14 protein-coding genes are annotated in these 14701 nt (G+C 48.8%); 4 read left to right on the top strand and 10 right to left on the bottom strand.

Translation table 11 applies throughout. The annotated features are described in order from the left end of the window. Nucleotides 1-18 precede the first annotated feature (18 nt). Both CIL02_RS12745 and CIL02_RS12740 read right to left on the bottom strand, forming a co-directional pair. Entirely contained in the window at nucleotides 19-687 is a 669-nt protein-coding gene (locus CIL02_RS12745; protein WP_094402243.1) for a hypothetical protein, read from the bottom strand. After that, nucleotides 684-1178, bottom strand: coding sequence for an RNA polymerase sigma factor (locus CIL02_RS12740; RefSeq protein ID WP_094402242.1), 495 nt, complete (start codon nucleotides 1176-1178; stop codon nucleotides 684-686). Before CIL02_RS12740 ends, CIL02_RS12745 begins: the two co-directional genes overlap by 4 nt. Before the next feature lie 128 nt (nucleotides 1179-1306). On the opposite strand from CIL02_RS12740, the gene CIL02_RS12735 reads away from it, so the two are divergent. After that, the gene (locus CIL02_RS12735; protein ID WP_094402319.1) at nucleotides 1307-2746 is read left to right on the top strand and encodes a sodium:solute symporter; all 1440 of its coding nucleotides are present in this window, start codon (nucleotides 1307-1309) and stop codon (nucleotides 2744-2746) included. A 124-nt stretch (nucleotides 2747-2870) separates the two neighbouring features. On the opposite strand, the gene trxB is transcribed toward CIL02_RS12735, so the two are convergent. Beyond that, nucleotides 2871-3809: a thioredoxin-disulfide reductase gene (trxB, locus tag CIL02_RS12730; RefSeq protein WP_094402240.1), complete on the bottom strand. Its 939-nt coding sequence runs from the start codon at nucleotides 3807-3809 to the stop codon at nucleotides 2871-2873. 55 nt (nucleotides 3810-3864) lie between these two features. Then, nucleotides 3865-4413 (bottom strand): glutathione peroxidase, encoded by a 549-nt coding sequence (locus tag CIL02_RS12725; RefSeq protein ID WP_094402239.1) that lies wholly within the window; start codon nucleotides 4411-4413, stop codon nucleotides 3865-3867. A 222-nt stretch (nucleotides 4414-4635) separates the two neighbouring features. On the opposite strand from CIL02_RS12725, the gene CIL02_RS12720 reads away from it, so the two are divergent. Beyond that, a complete protein-coding gene (locus CIL02_RS12720; RefSeq protein WP_206073504.1) occupies nucleotides 4636-5214 on the top strand; it encodes a hepatitis A virus cellular receptor 1 in 579 nt (192 codons plus the stop codon). 40 nt (nucleotides 5215-5254) lie between these two features. On the opposite strand, the gene CIL02_RS12715 is transcribed toward CIL02_RS12720, so the two are convergent. The 6 genes from CIL02_RS12715 to CIL02_RS12685 form a co-directional block, all read right to left on the bottom strand. Next, nucleotides 5255-6145, bottom strand: a complete 891-nt coding sequence (locus tag CIL02_RS12715) for a DNA/RNA non-specific endonuclease (protein ID WP_094402237.1) — start codon at nucleotides 6143-6145, stop codon at nucleotides 5255-5257. A gap of 102 nt (nucleotides 6146-6247) precedes the next feature. Next, nucleotides 6248-6499 (bottom strand): type B 50S ribosomal protein L31, encoded by a 252-nt coding sequence (locus tag CIL02_RS12710; RefSeq protein ID WP_004369923.1) that lies wholly within the window; start codon nucleotides 6497-6499, stop codon nucleotides 6248-6250. A 289-nt stretch (nucleotides 6500-6788) separates the two neighbouring features. Further along, entirely contained in the window at nucleotides 6789-7529 is a 741-nt protein-coding gene (locus CIL02_RS12700) for a four helix bundle suffix domain-containing protein (RefSeq protein WP_094402235.1), read from the bottom strand. Between the two features lie 181 nt (nucleotides 7530-7710). Further along, nucleotides 7711-9453: a hypothetical protein gene (locus CIL02_RS12695; protein WP_094402234.1), complete on the bottom strand. Its 1743-nt coding sequence runs from the start codon at nucleotides 9451-9453 to the stop codon at nucleotides 7711-7713. A gap of 83 nt (nucleotides 9454-9536) precedes the next feature. Next, nucleotides 9537-10385: a DUF5689 domain-containing protein gene (locus CIL02_RS12690; RefSeq protein ID WP_094402232.1), complete on the bottom strand. Its 849-nt coding sequence runs from the start codon at nucleotides 10383-10385 to the stop codon at nucleotides 9537-9539. Between the two features lie 14 nt (nucleotides 10386-10399). Beyond that, a complete protein-coding gene (locus CIL02_RS12685; RefSeq protein WP_094402230.1) occupies nucleotides 10400-12907 on the bottom strand; it encodes a TonB-dependent receptor domain-containing protein in 2508 nt (835 codons plus the stop codon). A 150-nt stretch (nucleotides 12908-13057) separates the two neighbouring features. Here CIL02_RS12685 and CIL02_RS12680 point away from each other — a divergent pair, with 150 nt between their 5' ends. Then, entirely contained in the window at nucleotides 13058-14104 is a 1047-nt protein-coding gene (locus CIL02_RS12680) for an endonuclease/exonuclease/phosphatase family protein (protein ID WP_094402228.1), read from the top strand. After that, nucleotides 14101-14697, top strand: a complete 597-nt coding sequence (locus CIL02_RS12675; protein ID WP_094402226.1) for a uracil-DNA glycosylase family protein — start codon at nucleotides 14101-14103, stop codon at nucleotides 14695-14697. Before CIL02_RS12680 ends, CIL02_RS12675 begins: the two co-directional genes overlap by 4 nt. The last annotated feature ends 4 nt before the right edge of the window (nucleotides 14698-14701 follow it).

The following is a 14701-nucleotide window of genomic DNA, read 5'->3' as shown; positions in this document are numbered from 1 at the left end:
AATTTATGGAACCTGCCCTTAAACGTCTTTCCCGTATGGCTGGGAATAGGCGAATACCTCTACAGGTCTTTCCTGGGTGTTCTCGGCCCACTGGTTGTTGCCATCGCTGTCTATATCAGGAAACTGATAGGCGTGCACGGCATAAGTGTCTTCTCGCAGTTGTTCTTCAGATACTTGAAAGAATGTCATGTCAGGGGTGTCTGTTATGACAATCTCGGGCAGCATGTATGCCTTGTGGCTGCTGCCGTGCCTTTGCCTTGTATGGTTGTGGCGCGCCTGTCTCTGTGTCACCATCTTGTCTGACGCTCTGCTGCTGCGGTCTTCCAACATCTTGTCTGACACGCTGCTGCGCTCTTGGTTGTTGGCTTCAGACTTGTAGGCTGATGTCTTCTCAGCCGATGGCCTAACATCACCTTTATTGTTATTTTTATTGTTGGATGTAACGGCAATTACACTCTCGGCTGACTCGTCAGATCCAGCAGGCTGCATAAGGCATAAGAACAGGGTGAATCCTATGATGCAGGCGGCTGCAGAGGCATATCTGATAGCGCGCATGCGTGCCTTGATCTTTTGGCCTGGTGCCTTGCCCGCTCTCATCAGATGGTCGTACTCGGCGACACCGTCCTCAAGTTCTGTTATGAACTTCCCGTAGCGGTTGTTTGTTTGGTGGTTATGTTGTTGCCTCATGTTCTGTTACGGATTATTGTTTTCACTTTCTTCTTTGCCTTAGAGATGATGCTCATCACAGATGCCTTTGGTATGCCTGTCTCTGCGGAGATATCACTGGAGCTCTTACCTTGGTTTACACGGGAGTTGAGAAGGCTGCGTTCACTGGGTGTGAGCAGGTTGAGCGCAAACTCGATGTCTGCCAGACACTCCTCGGCGGCTATGCCGGCATCAGCGTTGTCTGACAATGGAGCTGACAGGGAGTCAGGGATTTTTCCTTTGGGCCGCACGTGCCTTCGGTATATGTCTATGCACACGTTCTTTGCTACCTTGATAGCCAAGGAACTGAGGTCGCGCGAAGAGTCGAGACGCTCAAGGTTGAGCCACAGACGGGCAAGGCTCTCCTGTGCAACATCCTCGGCATCCATGGTGGAGCCAAAGAAGTCGCTACCCACTTTCAGCATCAGATGCCGAAGCTCAGGTATCAGCTGTTCGAACTCTTTCTGTGTCATCTGTATAATATACGTGGACTTTTCAGGAACTTAACTTCCGAAGGGCTTCTTTTTTCTTATTTCTTTGTCTTTTAACATTATTTCTAAAAAAAGTACTACCTTTGCGCAGGTTTTTTATCAAAGGCTATATGATGTTACTGACAGTATTTGTATATTTTGCCCTGCTCATGCTTGTGAGCAGGCTTACGTCCCGCCGCTCTGACAACGACGCTTTCTATCGTGGCAACCGACATTCACCATGGTATGTGGTGGCGTTTGGAATGATTGGCGCGTCAATATCCGGTATAACGTTCGTGTCGGTGCCCGGTATGGTTGCCAATGCCGACATGACATACATGCAGACTTGCCTGGGCTTCATACTCGGATATTTCGCCGTGGCATTCATCCTGCTGCCCGTCTACTACAAGCACAACCTCACGACGATATACTCTTTCCTGCAGAAGCGGCTCGGCAACAGGTCGTACAGGACTGGAGCGACATTCTTCCTATTGTCGAAGATGACGGGAGCGGCGGCAAGGTTCTATGTGGTGTGCTTCATTCTTCATCGGTTTGTGTTTGCGGACATGGGAGTGCCGTTTGCCCTTACTGCCGTGGCGATGGTTGCGCTCATTTGGCTTTACACCCGCCGCAGCGGTATAAAAACTCTGGTATGGACAGACTCCTTGCAGACACTCTGCATGTTTGCCGCATTGGTACTTATAATATATAATGTGGTCGACGATATGGGAATGAGCGTAGGAGAGGCCGTGAGGGCGATAGTGGCTGACAGCCATTCGAGGATGTTCGTATTCGATGACTGGATGTCGAGGCAGAATTTCTGGAAACAGTTCCTTAGCGGAATATTCATCGTCATCGTGATGACGGGACTCGACCAGGACATGATGCAGAAAAACCTTACCTGCAAGTCGCTTGCCGATGCCAAGAAAGACATGTGTACTTATGGTTTTGCCTTCGTGCCCGCCAACCTGCTGTTTCTGGCTCTGGGAGTATTGCTTATGATGATGCTTGGCCGGTATGGCATGCAGATGCCTGCCAAGGGCGATGACCTGTTGCCCATGTTCGCCGCCTCGGGTATGCTTGGCAATGGAGTAGTGGTGCTGTTCACCATAGGTATCGTGGCGGCATCGTTCTCAAGTGCCGACAGCGCGCTCACCGCCATGACTACAAGCTTCTGCGTGGATATGTGTGGCAAGCCCGATGACGAGCGGCTGCGGAAGAGGGTGCATGTGTGCATGGCGGTGGTGTTCATCCTGTGCGTGTTGCTCTTTGAGCTTGTTAACAGCCAGAGCGTACTGGATGCCATCTACACCCTTTGCGGCTACACCTATGGGCCGCTGCTTGGTCTTTTCGCCTATGCACTGATAACCAAGCGTGGTGTCAACGACAGGGTGGTACCAGCCATTGCCGTTGCCTCGCCTGTGATATGCTTTGCCGCAGACTGGCTGACCAGTCACTACACCTCCTACCGTTTCGGTTATGAGCTGCTGATGCTGAATGGCCTGCTTACCTTTATCGGACTATGGGCTACCAGCCTGAAGGCAGGAAAAACCGGAGAGGATTACTCGTAGCAGCTGTGTGGAATGAAATCGGAAAGGGCAAAAACATGTTTGTTGTAATATCACCAACATGCTTTTGCCCTTTCTGGGATAATATGATGGGGTTGAGATATAACCCCTAAGGAATATTAACTTTTTACAGTCCTTTTGCTGCCAGATAGCGTTCAGCCTCAAGGGCAGCCTTGCATCCTGAGCCTGCTGCTACGATGGCCTGACGGTAAGTAGGGTCTGCACAGTCGCCGGCTGCAAACACGCCCTCGATATTAGTACGTGGGGTACCATCAACGGTCTTGATGTAGCCTGTCTCGTCGACGTCTATCCATGGCTTGAACACATCAGTGTTGGGCTTATGGCCTATGGCAAGGAAGAAACCGTCAATAGGCAAGTCGTAGCGTTCCTCGTCTGCCTCGCCCTTGCGCTTCACCACGTGTGCTCCTTCAACACCGTTCTCGCCATACAGGCCAAGGGTGTTGTGCTCATAGAGTATCTCTATCTTCTCGTTCTCCTCAACACGCTTTTTCATCACGTCAGAGGCACGGAGATAAGGCTTGCGCACTATCATGTACACCTTCTTGCACAGTCCGGCCAGATAGGATGCTTCCTCGCACGCGGTGTCGCCGCCACCAACAACGGCAACGGTCTTCTTGCGATAGAAGAAACCGTCGCATGTGGCGCATGCGCTCACGCCCTGCCCGTTGTATTTCTTCTCGTCGTCGAGTCCAAGATATTTTGCTGATGCTCCGGTAGCAATGATCACGCTGTCGGCCTCTATGATATCACCGCTGTCGGTGGTAAGCGTGAAGGGACGTTTGCCAAAATCAACCTTCGTGATAATGCCGTCGCGAAGGTCGGCACCGAAGCGCTCGGCCTGCTGCCTGATGTCCGTCATCATCTGGTTGCCGTCTACTCCCTCGGGGTAGCCGGGGAAGTTCTCTACCTCAGTGGTTTGTGTTAGCTGCCCGCCTGTTTGGAGTCCGCAGTATAAAACGGGGCTAAGATTTGCTCTTCCTGCATAGATGGCGGCTGTATAGCCAGCCGGGCCGCTGCCTATGATAAGGCATCTTGTCTTTTCCATACCAATATCTGTTGTTGTTTCTGTTTCTCGATATTTCTATTATTCTTTGTCTTCTCTAAAGCAGTTCCTCAATCTTTGCGGCGATGTTTGCTATAGGCTCTGTAGGCTCAAAGCGAGCTACCACCTGTCCGCGCTTGTTGGTGAGGAATTTTGTAAAGTTCCACTTGATGTCCGGGCTGTCCTTGTAGTTGGGGTCGGCCTCGGAGAGCATCTTATCGAGGATGGGGTAGATGGGGTGGCTCTCATCCCAGCCTGCGAAGCCTTTCTCTTCCTTCAGGAACTTGAACAGGGCATCGGCGTCAGGGCCGTTTACCTTAACTTTCTTGAAACGGGGAAACTCGGTGCCGTAGGTAAGCTTGCAGAAGCTGTGGATTGACTCGTCGGTACCAGGAGCCTGACTGCCAAACTGGTTACAGGGGAAGTCGAGTATCTCGAAACCCTGACTGTGATATTTCTCGTATAGCTTCTCCAGTTCCTCATACTGAGGGGTGAAGCCGCACTTAGTGGCGGTGTTGACAATAAGAAGTACCTCGTCGGAATACTCTTTTAGTGCTACGTCTTTACCTTTCCGGTCCTTTACCGAGAATTCATATACTGTTCTCATCTTGTTTTCTCATGTTTTAAATTCGTACTTTTTACCAATGCAAAAATACCAATTTTAATTGATATTTGAGTAATACATCAAGATAATTATGTTTATTTTAGGGATTTTTCTCTACGAATTAGGGATTTCCCCCATAATTTATATGGAATTTACCTTGTGTTAAACAGAATAAGTATCTATATTTGCAGCAGAATTACAATAACAAACAAAAACCATACGATTATGAAGAAGATTAAGACAATGCTTGCAATGGCCATGACGGCACTTTGCGCAATGACATTCTCCGCTTGCGACGAGGACGATGAAATAGCATATACCCTTGAGGGCACCTGGGAGGGAAATATGTATGTAAGTATGATGTACGACGGAATGGTGTATGATGCAACGTATACCGAGTTGTGTTTCTCGCGCGACCCGTACAGGTATTCTTCCGGTTCCGGCTACTGGATAGACTATTACAACTACGGGCCTTGGGGGAGGAATTATGTTGCCAACCACATACAATGGAATGTCAGCGGAGGAGTAATCAATGTGTACCTCGTAGAGGAAGGAACATACGTTCAGATACACGACTACAGGCTGAGTGACAACTATTTTGTTGGGAACATATACTATGGAGACCAAAGGGTGAACTTCAAGATGAGGCATACCTCGTCGCCAAACTGGAACGATTTCTATTGGGGATGGGACTATTACTACTCGAAGAAGGACAACCTGGGCTCAAGAGCTAACAGCGATGCTGGGGACAGCGGACAGGACAAGCCCGTAAGAATGTTCGGAAGAACTGTCGGAGCACAATAGGGCAGATAAGGAATGAAAAGAAGAAACTCTGGGGTGACACTTAATTGTAACCCCAGAGTTTCATGTTTACTGTAGACTCTACTTGACGTTCTATGTCGTCAGGCAGGTTGCAGAAGAAGTCGATGCCGGTCTTGCTCTCAAGCTCGTCAATGGTGATGACGTATTTTGCCAGGGCAGTGCCGTTGTCAGAACTCTCCTTGTGCTCAATCCAGAATGCCATGGCGTCATACTTCATGGTGCCGTTCGACTGTTTCTTGGAGATGAGTATAGCCATATAATAGTATTTTGGCACGATGAGACCATTGGACAGTGTTTTCATAATCTGGCTCTTGTTGTCGATGGTGCCGCCCTTGCATACATACATGGTGTCGCAGAAGGTATAGTTGTTCTGTTTTGCCCAGTTCCTTACCTTTGCTTCCATGTTTGCCCATACCTTGGCGTTGAAGCCGTTCTTCTGTGGCTGCATATTGGTGAGGTAGAAAGTCTGGTAGTTTGACTCCTCGCTGTTCAGCCGGTCGGCAGAAGGACATATATGTCCATGGTCGTAGCCCGAGCCATAGAACGGGTCGGTTGTCCAGCGGTACTGTACAGGTAGCAATGGGTCTTGAGGATATTGGTCTTCACCCGGACCTGCATAATACCTGCCAGTGTTTTGTGCCATGTTGCTCTTGTACATCTGGTAGCACGACCATCGCTGCGACTTCTTCTCGATGTCCCACTCCACGGAATAGTTCACCTCGCCGTTAGCGGTCTTGTGTATGAGGATAAGGTTTTCCGAAGGGTCGCTGATTCGCGGGAACTCATACCTGCCATATTCATTGTGCTCGTAGGTGGGGTTACGGTTAGAGTTGGATGTTGTTTTCTCTTCGTCGTCAGAGCATGCTGTGAAAGCCAGCACGGCAAGAAGGCTTAGTAATAATTTCTTGGACATGAGTGATAATTGTTGGAGAAAAAAAGTGCGACCGAAACGCATATGCAACTACGTTCGACCGCACTTTGTTCTGTTGTACTGTATCTGTAAAAGATATCGTTCTTACTTCTTAAGCTTACCGTAACGGTTCATGAAGCGGTCAACGCGACCGGCTGTATCGACAAGCTTGCTCTTACCAGTGTAGAATGGGTGAGAGGTGCTTGAGATTTCGACTTTTACCACTGGGTAAGTTTCACCTTCAAATTCTACTGTGTCATTAGTCTTGCATGTAGACTTTGTAAGGAACATATCGCCGTTGGACATATCCTTGAATACGACGGGGCGATAGTTTTCGGGATGAATACCTTTTTTCATTTCGTTGTTAAATGTTATGTTATAAAAATGTTGTTTCCACTTTGGGCTGCAAAGTTACAAACATTTTTTCTTTCTGCCAAATAATTATGGATAATTTTGGGGAGATAGAGGTGATAGAGGTGATAGAGGTGATAGAGGGGATAGAGCAGATAGATGTGATAGAGCAGATAGAGGAGATAGATGTGATAGAGCAGATAGGAAAATAGCAGCTATCTTCTCTATTTCTTCTATCTTCTCTATCTTCTCTATCTTCTCTATCTTCTCTATCTCCTCTATTCCTCTATCCCCTCTATTCCTCTCCAAGTCTTTTCTTTGCTTCTGCCAGCTGTTTTCTCAAGTCTGAATATGCCTCGGTGGCTTTTTGGCGAAGTTCCTCGTATTTTGCTTGCCATTGGGCATTGGCTTCTTGATAGTCGTTTATCGTTTTTTCCTGTTCGGCCACTTTCTTCTCAAGGGCTTTCATCTTGTCATCCTGTTCTTGTCTATATCCGGTACGCGCGGCATGCATCCTTTCCTTTATGCCGCCTTGGCTAACAAACTCGCTCTCGAGTTTCTTAAGGTAGCTGAACATCATGGCATCAACCTGATAGCAGAGGGTAAGGCCGATGTTTGCCATTTCCTCAGCAGTCCACTTATAAAAGTAATCCTCGTATTGCTCAAGGCTGTTGTTCTTTTTGGTGAACTCCTGCATGTTGGCAAAACGAGGATGATTTTCATTCCATAAAGTTATCTTGCGTGAGGTGATGAAATCTTTGTAGTCTTCCTTTAACTCACCTATACTGCTTCGGGCGACATTCAGCAAACTGACTTCCATCTCAGTGGATGTCTTGCCGTCTTCACTTCCTTCTACGATATTCTGCTTGCCAGAGCGTGCCGACTGTACCATCTGGTCTACCGTGCGGTCTATATGTTTATTCAAGAAACGTTCACAAAATACGAAAGTGAGCTGGTAGAGAGTTTCTGCTTTCTGGTAGAAATACAGATTCTTCCAGTTGGCGCTCTTTCTTAGGAATTCGTATTTCTTTTCCATAGGTAATGTTTTTTTCTTAAGGTTAAAGATAGATGAGATAGAGCAGATAGATGAGATAGATGTGATAGATGAGATAGAGCAGATAGATGTGATAGATGAGATAGGGTTTTCCATCTATCTGCTCTATTTTCTCTATCTGCTCTATTTTTTCTATCTCATCTATCTTCTCTATCTTTTCCGTTTACTTCAGATTGATAACAATCTTCTCTATATACAATGCGCCTATGGCGTTATTCCATATTGTGAAGTGCTTGTAGTTACCTTTGCTGAAGTCGTAGGTCATGGTGAAAGTGTTGAGGGTGGCGCCTGTTTCCGTCTTTGTGGTAGCCTCTATAGCATTGGTTACAGGATGAGCTTCAGAACCGGCATACACGCTGAATACGGTTGGAGTCTCATATTTTGCTAATCCCTTTACAACAAGTACAATGCTCTTTATATCTTTGCTGAACGCTGTCTCGTTGAAGATGAAGCCCTGCTTTGCGACATCAGAGGCATTGCCCTGAACCTGTATGCAACCAGTGAAGTCACCAGTGGCAGCACAAACCTTCGCTCCCTTGAAGATGATGTTGTCGTAGTTCCAAGTGAGCCATGTAGAAGCGTCGGCAACTGCCTGTGTACCGTAATTGTTAGATGTCAGTTCGACTGTACCCTGGCGACCAACCTCTATGCTTGATATTGTCATGCCATCACCAGCAGGAGCAACATTGCCGCCTTCATTGCCGCCTTCATTGCCGCCTTCGTTTCCACCTTCGTTTGACGCCTCTCCATCTTTTACTACGAAGTTCTTGACTTCCCATGTAGCGGAGTTGTCTTGGCAAGCATAGTAGAGGGCTATTACCACAGCCTTTTTGCCCAACAGTTTAGCAGGGATGTTTACGGAATACTTATACCATGTATTCCAGTCGCTACCTTCTGTAAGTTTTCCTGTGATGTCTGTCCAGTTTGTTGTTGTCACATCTCCTGTATAGTTGTCTGTGATAAGCACCTTGTCTGCTACACCTGGCTTTGCTGCGCCGTAGTTGGTGTAATAGCGTAAAATATATTCGAAGTTGACAACTGCTCCCTTAGAAGCTGAAAGGTCTATTGCTTTTGAAACGAGATAGCTTTCTGAAGGTGTAGTAGTCTTGCTGCTGTTGTCATATCCCGTGGCTTTTGCACAGCTGTAGTCAATTACCCAAGGAGTTCCCTTGACGGTCTTTTCTGTGAATGAGCCAAACGATGTGGCGAATGTTTCGTTTATGTATTCCCCTTCTACCGGTGGGTTAGGAGTGTCTTCACCACCGCCGGAGATTTCTGCTTCACCTTCCTTGACGCTCAACGACTTAACCTCCCATGTTGAAGATTGTGCATCTGAACATGTGTGGCGGAGAGCCAGTCTTACCTTGCTTCCGATGAACTCGTCTGGAATATTGGCCGATACATCTACGAAGTCGAATGATGTGCCGTTTATGCCGTCTGTAGAATATGGTATGGAAACCCAATTTGCTGTTGTCGGGTCGCCGGCATAATCCTTGCAAATGAGGAGACTGTTGTTCGTGTTTATGTCTGCACGCTCATATCTCATGGCATGGTTCATTTCTACATGAGCCTTTGTTGCTGCTGTGAGGTCAATTTCCGGGCTGACAAGGTAGGTCACGCCTGCTTCATTACTCTTGGTACCATCACCGTTGTAGTCTTTGTAACCTGTGATGCATGCACTTGAATAGTCGATAGCCCATGCAATATTGGGATTGGAACCAACAGACTGGAAATCTCCAAGGCTTGTACTGAAGTTCTGGTCGAGATAAACGCCTTCAGCAAGTTCCCCACCACCTTCGTTGCCGCCTGTTCCAGGATAGTCATAAGGAGCGGGTACATCTTCACAGCTTGTGAATGTCATTGCCGTCATGGCAAGGGCAAACAATGATAATGTCAGTTTTTTCATATTTGTTTTGTTTTGTTTTCGTTATTGTTTTCGTTATTGTTTTCGTTATCGTTATAGTATTCGCTTATATATATAATAAGGTGTTACAGCTCCTCCACGTCGCTTTCCTCTCGTATGAGTATCTGCCAGATGTTGTTGTATCTGGTGAAGATGCCTGTGATGTTGCATTTGCCTGTAGGCAATGGCTTGGCGGCAAAGTCAGCGTATGTGCTGGTGCGTACCACGAGGTTGCTTGACGAGAAGCCTGTTATCTCTCGGCTTACGCAGTTTGCGGCATCCTTGAGCTCTTCGGGAGCGTATGTCGTGATGCCGTCACCATTTTTGAACTGTACATTCTTGAGAGTCATCAGTTTGCCGCTGTTCTCTATGAGATAAGTAGCGTCCTTCACCTTGCTGGCGTCGAAAATCTCGGGGCTTACCAAAGATGGGTCTGCGGTGCCAAGGAGCCTGAAGTGCTGGTTCCATACGATTCTGCTCATACGGCTAACGTAGCTGCTGCCGCGTGCGTTGGTGTATGGAGTGCCTATCTCGGCCTGCTTACCATAGCCGCCTATGTAAAGTCCCTTAAGGTCAACGATTATCTCCTGACCCACTGGCAGGTAGGCGAACAGGCCACCCTGCGAGATGCAGATGAGTATGGAGCTTGTGCCGTCGTCGAGAGCAATCTCGTTGTAGATGTTGCCCTGTATGTCGTTGCCGACAACGCGTCCCTTTATCTGTATGTCGTCAGTAATCTCCTGGTATGAGTTTGACGAGGCGTTGATGACGCTGGTGTACTTGTCTTTCAGGCTTTTGATAGTAACGACGTTGGTCTCGACGATATTCTTGTTGCCGAAGGCATCGGTGGTGTCGGGAGTGTCCCAGTCCTCGTCCATGCAGCCCGTGAACAGGCAGCAGGCGAAAGCCACCAGTATATATTTGATATTTTTCATTGCCGTAGAGTGATTTAGAATCTGTATGATAGGTTAATCATTCCGTTGGTACCGTAAGCATAGTACTTCTTCGGGTTCTTGGAGAACCTGTATGAGCGGGCGTTGCCAGACGATGTGAAGTCCGAGCGGCTCTGTTCGTAACCGCCTGTGCAGATGCGTGTGTTGTTCAGAATGTTCGTCACCATGAAGTTGATGCTCAGCTGTCCTTTCTTCAGTCGGATGCTCTTGCCGATGCTTCCGTCGAGCATGAAGCCTCCGTTGCCCTTATCCTGTGGAGAAGGCTCCTCGTTGAGCTTGCTCAACGGTCCGTCCATTCTGTAGTAAGGAGAGTAGCTGAGGTATATGCGGTCATAGTAGTTGCCGTTGAGGTCGATGAACCATCCGCCCTGATGGTAGCTGATAGCTCCGCTGAGGGCTGTAAGAGGTGTGCCGCTCTCGCGCATGCCTGTACAGCGCAGTATGTCATCGTTGTAAGTTCCCTGTGTAGAATTGAGGTATCTCACAGTAGCATCGTTGACATATTTTGCCTCGCTGATGGTTCCGATGAACTTCAGATTAAGGAAAGATGTCACCTTGAAGTCAAGACCTGCCTCCACGCCGTAATACTCCTTGGCGTTGTCTGTTGTAGAGACATACGAGAACGAGTTGATGTCATCGAAATAGAAGCATGTCCATTCCGTAACGTCGTCAAGACGGCTGTAGTATGCGTTGACATTTGCGTGGAGCCATGACCCTTGGTACTGATACCCGAACTCGCTGCTGAACACGCGCTCGTTCTTCAGGTTGTTGACGAAGTCGTTGTTCATTTCGGCAGCCTGGAAAGCCACCGATGCCGTAGGAGCGTTCCACTGGTAGCCCGCACCAATGGATATAGTGTGGCCTCTGCCCGGTGAATAGGTAAGGGCTGCCTTGCCGCCACCCTCGCCGAAGCGTGCCTTGCCGCTCTTGCCGAAGGAGTTGTTGGGGAACAGACCGTTGCGCATCTTGCCGTCGCGCTCCATTGACGTGCCGCCAATCCTGCCTGCAACGAGGACGTTTACTTGTCCAAGGTTGCGGCTGTAGCTTGTCCAGGCGAATGCCTTGTTGACATTGACGTTGTAGTCGTAGCCAAACTTGTCACCCTCTCCGACAAGGGCATCGCGGTTGTTCAGGTCGTACTGCACCTCGTCAGAACCTGGTGCGTATGTGCCTATGGCGTATGTATTGATGTTGTGGAACGTTGTAGCTCCGAGCAGGTCGTCCATTGTCTGGTAGTGCTTGGTGTTGCTTGTTGCCAGCACCACTCCAACGTTCCATTTGCTCTGCTCGTCAAGGTGTGCGTTGAGTACCGACGACAGGGTGAGCATGCTCTGGTCGCTGTGGCGCTTCTGTACATAGTACATGGCGTCTGCGCCCTGCTGCGATGCCATCTGGTTGGAGTGGTACAGACGGTCCCAGTTGATCTGCCTGTTGGCCTTGCTCGCTGTCAGATAGTCGTAGGCTGTCTGCCAGTCTGCCAGGCTCTGGTCGGTCATGAACTGCTCGTTCTCGCCCCATACGTCGTAGAAGCTTGAGGGAAGCATTTTCCAGTAGTCCGGATGTGGGTTGTCGGAGTTGTTGTAGTTGAGCTTTGTAGAGCTGTACCATCCGTACTTGCCGCCGAGTGATGTAGTGAGCTTCATGTCGTCATCGATGTTCCAGTCCCAAGTCAGCACGGCTGTAGGTGCGAAGTCGTTGACTATGCGTGAGTTGCGCTTCTTTCCGTTCTGGTAGCCCCAGTATGGGTTGTACTGTGTGTCGTTTGCTATCCAGTACATCTCGTCTGTTGACGCACCCTGCGATGCTCTCTCCGTAGGGTTGCCCCATGTAGCGAATGTCAGTGAGTGGTTGTTGTTGTCGCCGAAGAGCTTTTGTACGCCAAGGTAGTAGGACAGGGCATTGTAGAATGTGCCTTCCACATATCCCTCGCTTGCCCAGCGGTAGGTGACGTTTGCGCTCACTGCCCATCCTTTTGAGTTGAGTCCGCTGTTGTACGTGTACATGCCTCTGAGGGTGTAGTTGCGGTTAGCTCCACTGAGTGTCACCCTATGGCCGATAGCCATGTTGGCAGGCCGGAAGTCGTAGTTGTTGCTTCCGCCCATGTTGGACATAGAGAACGAGTTGGCCTCGAATGGCATTGCCGAATCAAGGTTACGTGTCTGCTGGTTGAGTCCGCCGACAAGAGAATAGCGGAACTGTCCGGTCTCCATGTCATTCATCGGCACACTGTTGATGTAGACATCGTTGTACTTCTGATTGAACGCGCGGTACCTGAACCTCACGGGCGAGAACAGGTAACCGACCTCGGAGGCGTAGATATTGGAGTTGGAGTTGATAATCGTCACGTTCTGTGCGAAGTTGTCCTCTTCTCCCAATTGTGCCTCCGTGAATGTGAAAGCCTGCTCGCTCATGGTAGCCCCCACTGAGCCGATAGAGTCGGTTTGGGCAGAGGCCAAAGGGATGTAGCTGAGAGCAATCACAGCCAATGTTAGCTTTTCTTTCATAAATTATAAATTGGAATTGGTAGTATTATATGTTTGGTGCAAAGTAACGAAAATATTTTGATAATGAAAAGCTTTTTATATTATTTTTTTGTTAATCTTGCTCATTATTCAAATTTAATTCCGATATTTGCAGCGTAAAACAAATAAAGAATGAAAAAAGTACTAATGCTGACAGCGGCCATGCTGCTGATGACTTTCTTTGCTGAGGCGCAAAAGAAGTATTCCGTGTATGCTGTAGGGTTCTACAATCTTGAGAACCTCTTCGACACATGCCATGACGAGGGCAAGAACGATTATGAGTTCCTGCCAACAGGCTCTTACCGGTGGGATGGTATAAGGTATTCGCACAAGTTGCACAATATGGCCCGTGCGTTGTCCGATATGGGCACTGACGTGCTGCCCGGAGTGGGGTGCGCTGTCATAGGAGTAAGCGAGGTAGAGAATGCCAAGGCTCTCACCGACCTCGTCAACCAGCCCGAGCTGAAGGCGCGCAACTTCAAGTTCGCACACATTGAGGGACCGGACAAGCGTGGTGTGGACTGCGCACTGCTCTACAATCCCAGCCTGTTCAAGTATGAGCGCGACACCTTGTACCAGTATGTACAGGAACTGGAGAAGGACAGCGCGTTCAAGACAAGAGGATTTCTTACCGTGGAGGGCAAGATAGCCGACGAGCCGGTTGTCATCATAGTATGCCACTGGCCAAGCCGTTTCAGCGGTTCGTTCTACAGAGAGTCGGCTGCAAGGCAGGTAAGGGTCATCAAGGACAAGTTGCTGGCCGAAAATCCAGAGAGGAAGATATTCGTCATGGGTGACATGAACGATGACCCGAACAACAAGAGCATGGTCAGCGACCTGTCGGCAAAGCCAGAGATAGCGAAGGTTAAGGATGGCGACATGTACAACCCGTGGTATAACCTCTTGGCGAAACAGGGTACGGGTACTTTGGTGTATAATGGCTCGTACAACCTCTTCGACCAGATTGTGATGACGCCAAACCTCCTCGACCTCAAGGGAAAGAAAGACTACACTAAGCTGACATTCTTCAAGAACCAGATACAGCGGATGCCTTACCTCTTCCAGACGGAGGGAAAATACAAGGGAACACCGAAGCGAACGACAGCGGGTGGCGTATGGCTCGACGGCTTCTCTGACCACCTGCCCGTCTGCGTGTATCTTGTAAAGGAACAGAAATGAGCAACATAGAAGAGCATCCCTTCACACCCTTCCTGCCTGACAACGCCCGTCTGCTTATGCTCGGAACGTTCCCCCCGTCACCGAAGCGCTGGTGTATGGAATTCTATTATCCCAACTTCACCAACGACATGTGGCGCATCTTCGGCATCTGTTTCTTTGATGACAAGAACCATTTTGTCGTCAGCGAGAAGAAGACCTACAACCTGCCTGCCATCATCGACTTCCTCAACGAGAGGGGAGTGGCGTTGTATGACACGGCCAGAAGGGTGGTGAGGACCAAGAATACCGCCTCGGACAAGGACCTCATGATAGTGGAGCAGACTGACTTTGACGCTATGCTCAGCCAGCTCGCACAATGCAGGGCGGTAGCAACGGCAGGCCAGCTTGCCACAACTGTATTCTGCAGCCACTTCGGTATACCCGAGCCAAAGGTGGGAGGATATACAGAGTTCGTTTTCGGAAGCCGTATGCTGAGGCTCTACCGTATGCCAAGCAGCTCAAGAGCTTACCCCATGAAAGTGGAGGCGAAAGCGGAGGTGTACGGGAAAATGTTTTCTGCAATATTGTTGAAATCAGACAAAGATAATTTATAGAATC

The sequence above is a fragment of the Prevotella sp. P3-122 genome (genome assembly GCF_002251365.1).
GTDB lineage: Bacteria > Bacteroidota > Bacteroidia > Bacteroidales > Bacteroidaceae > Prevotella.
Note: the sequence above shows the minus strand (reverse complement) of the source record. Positions and strands in the feature narration are given on the sequence as shown.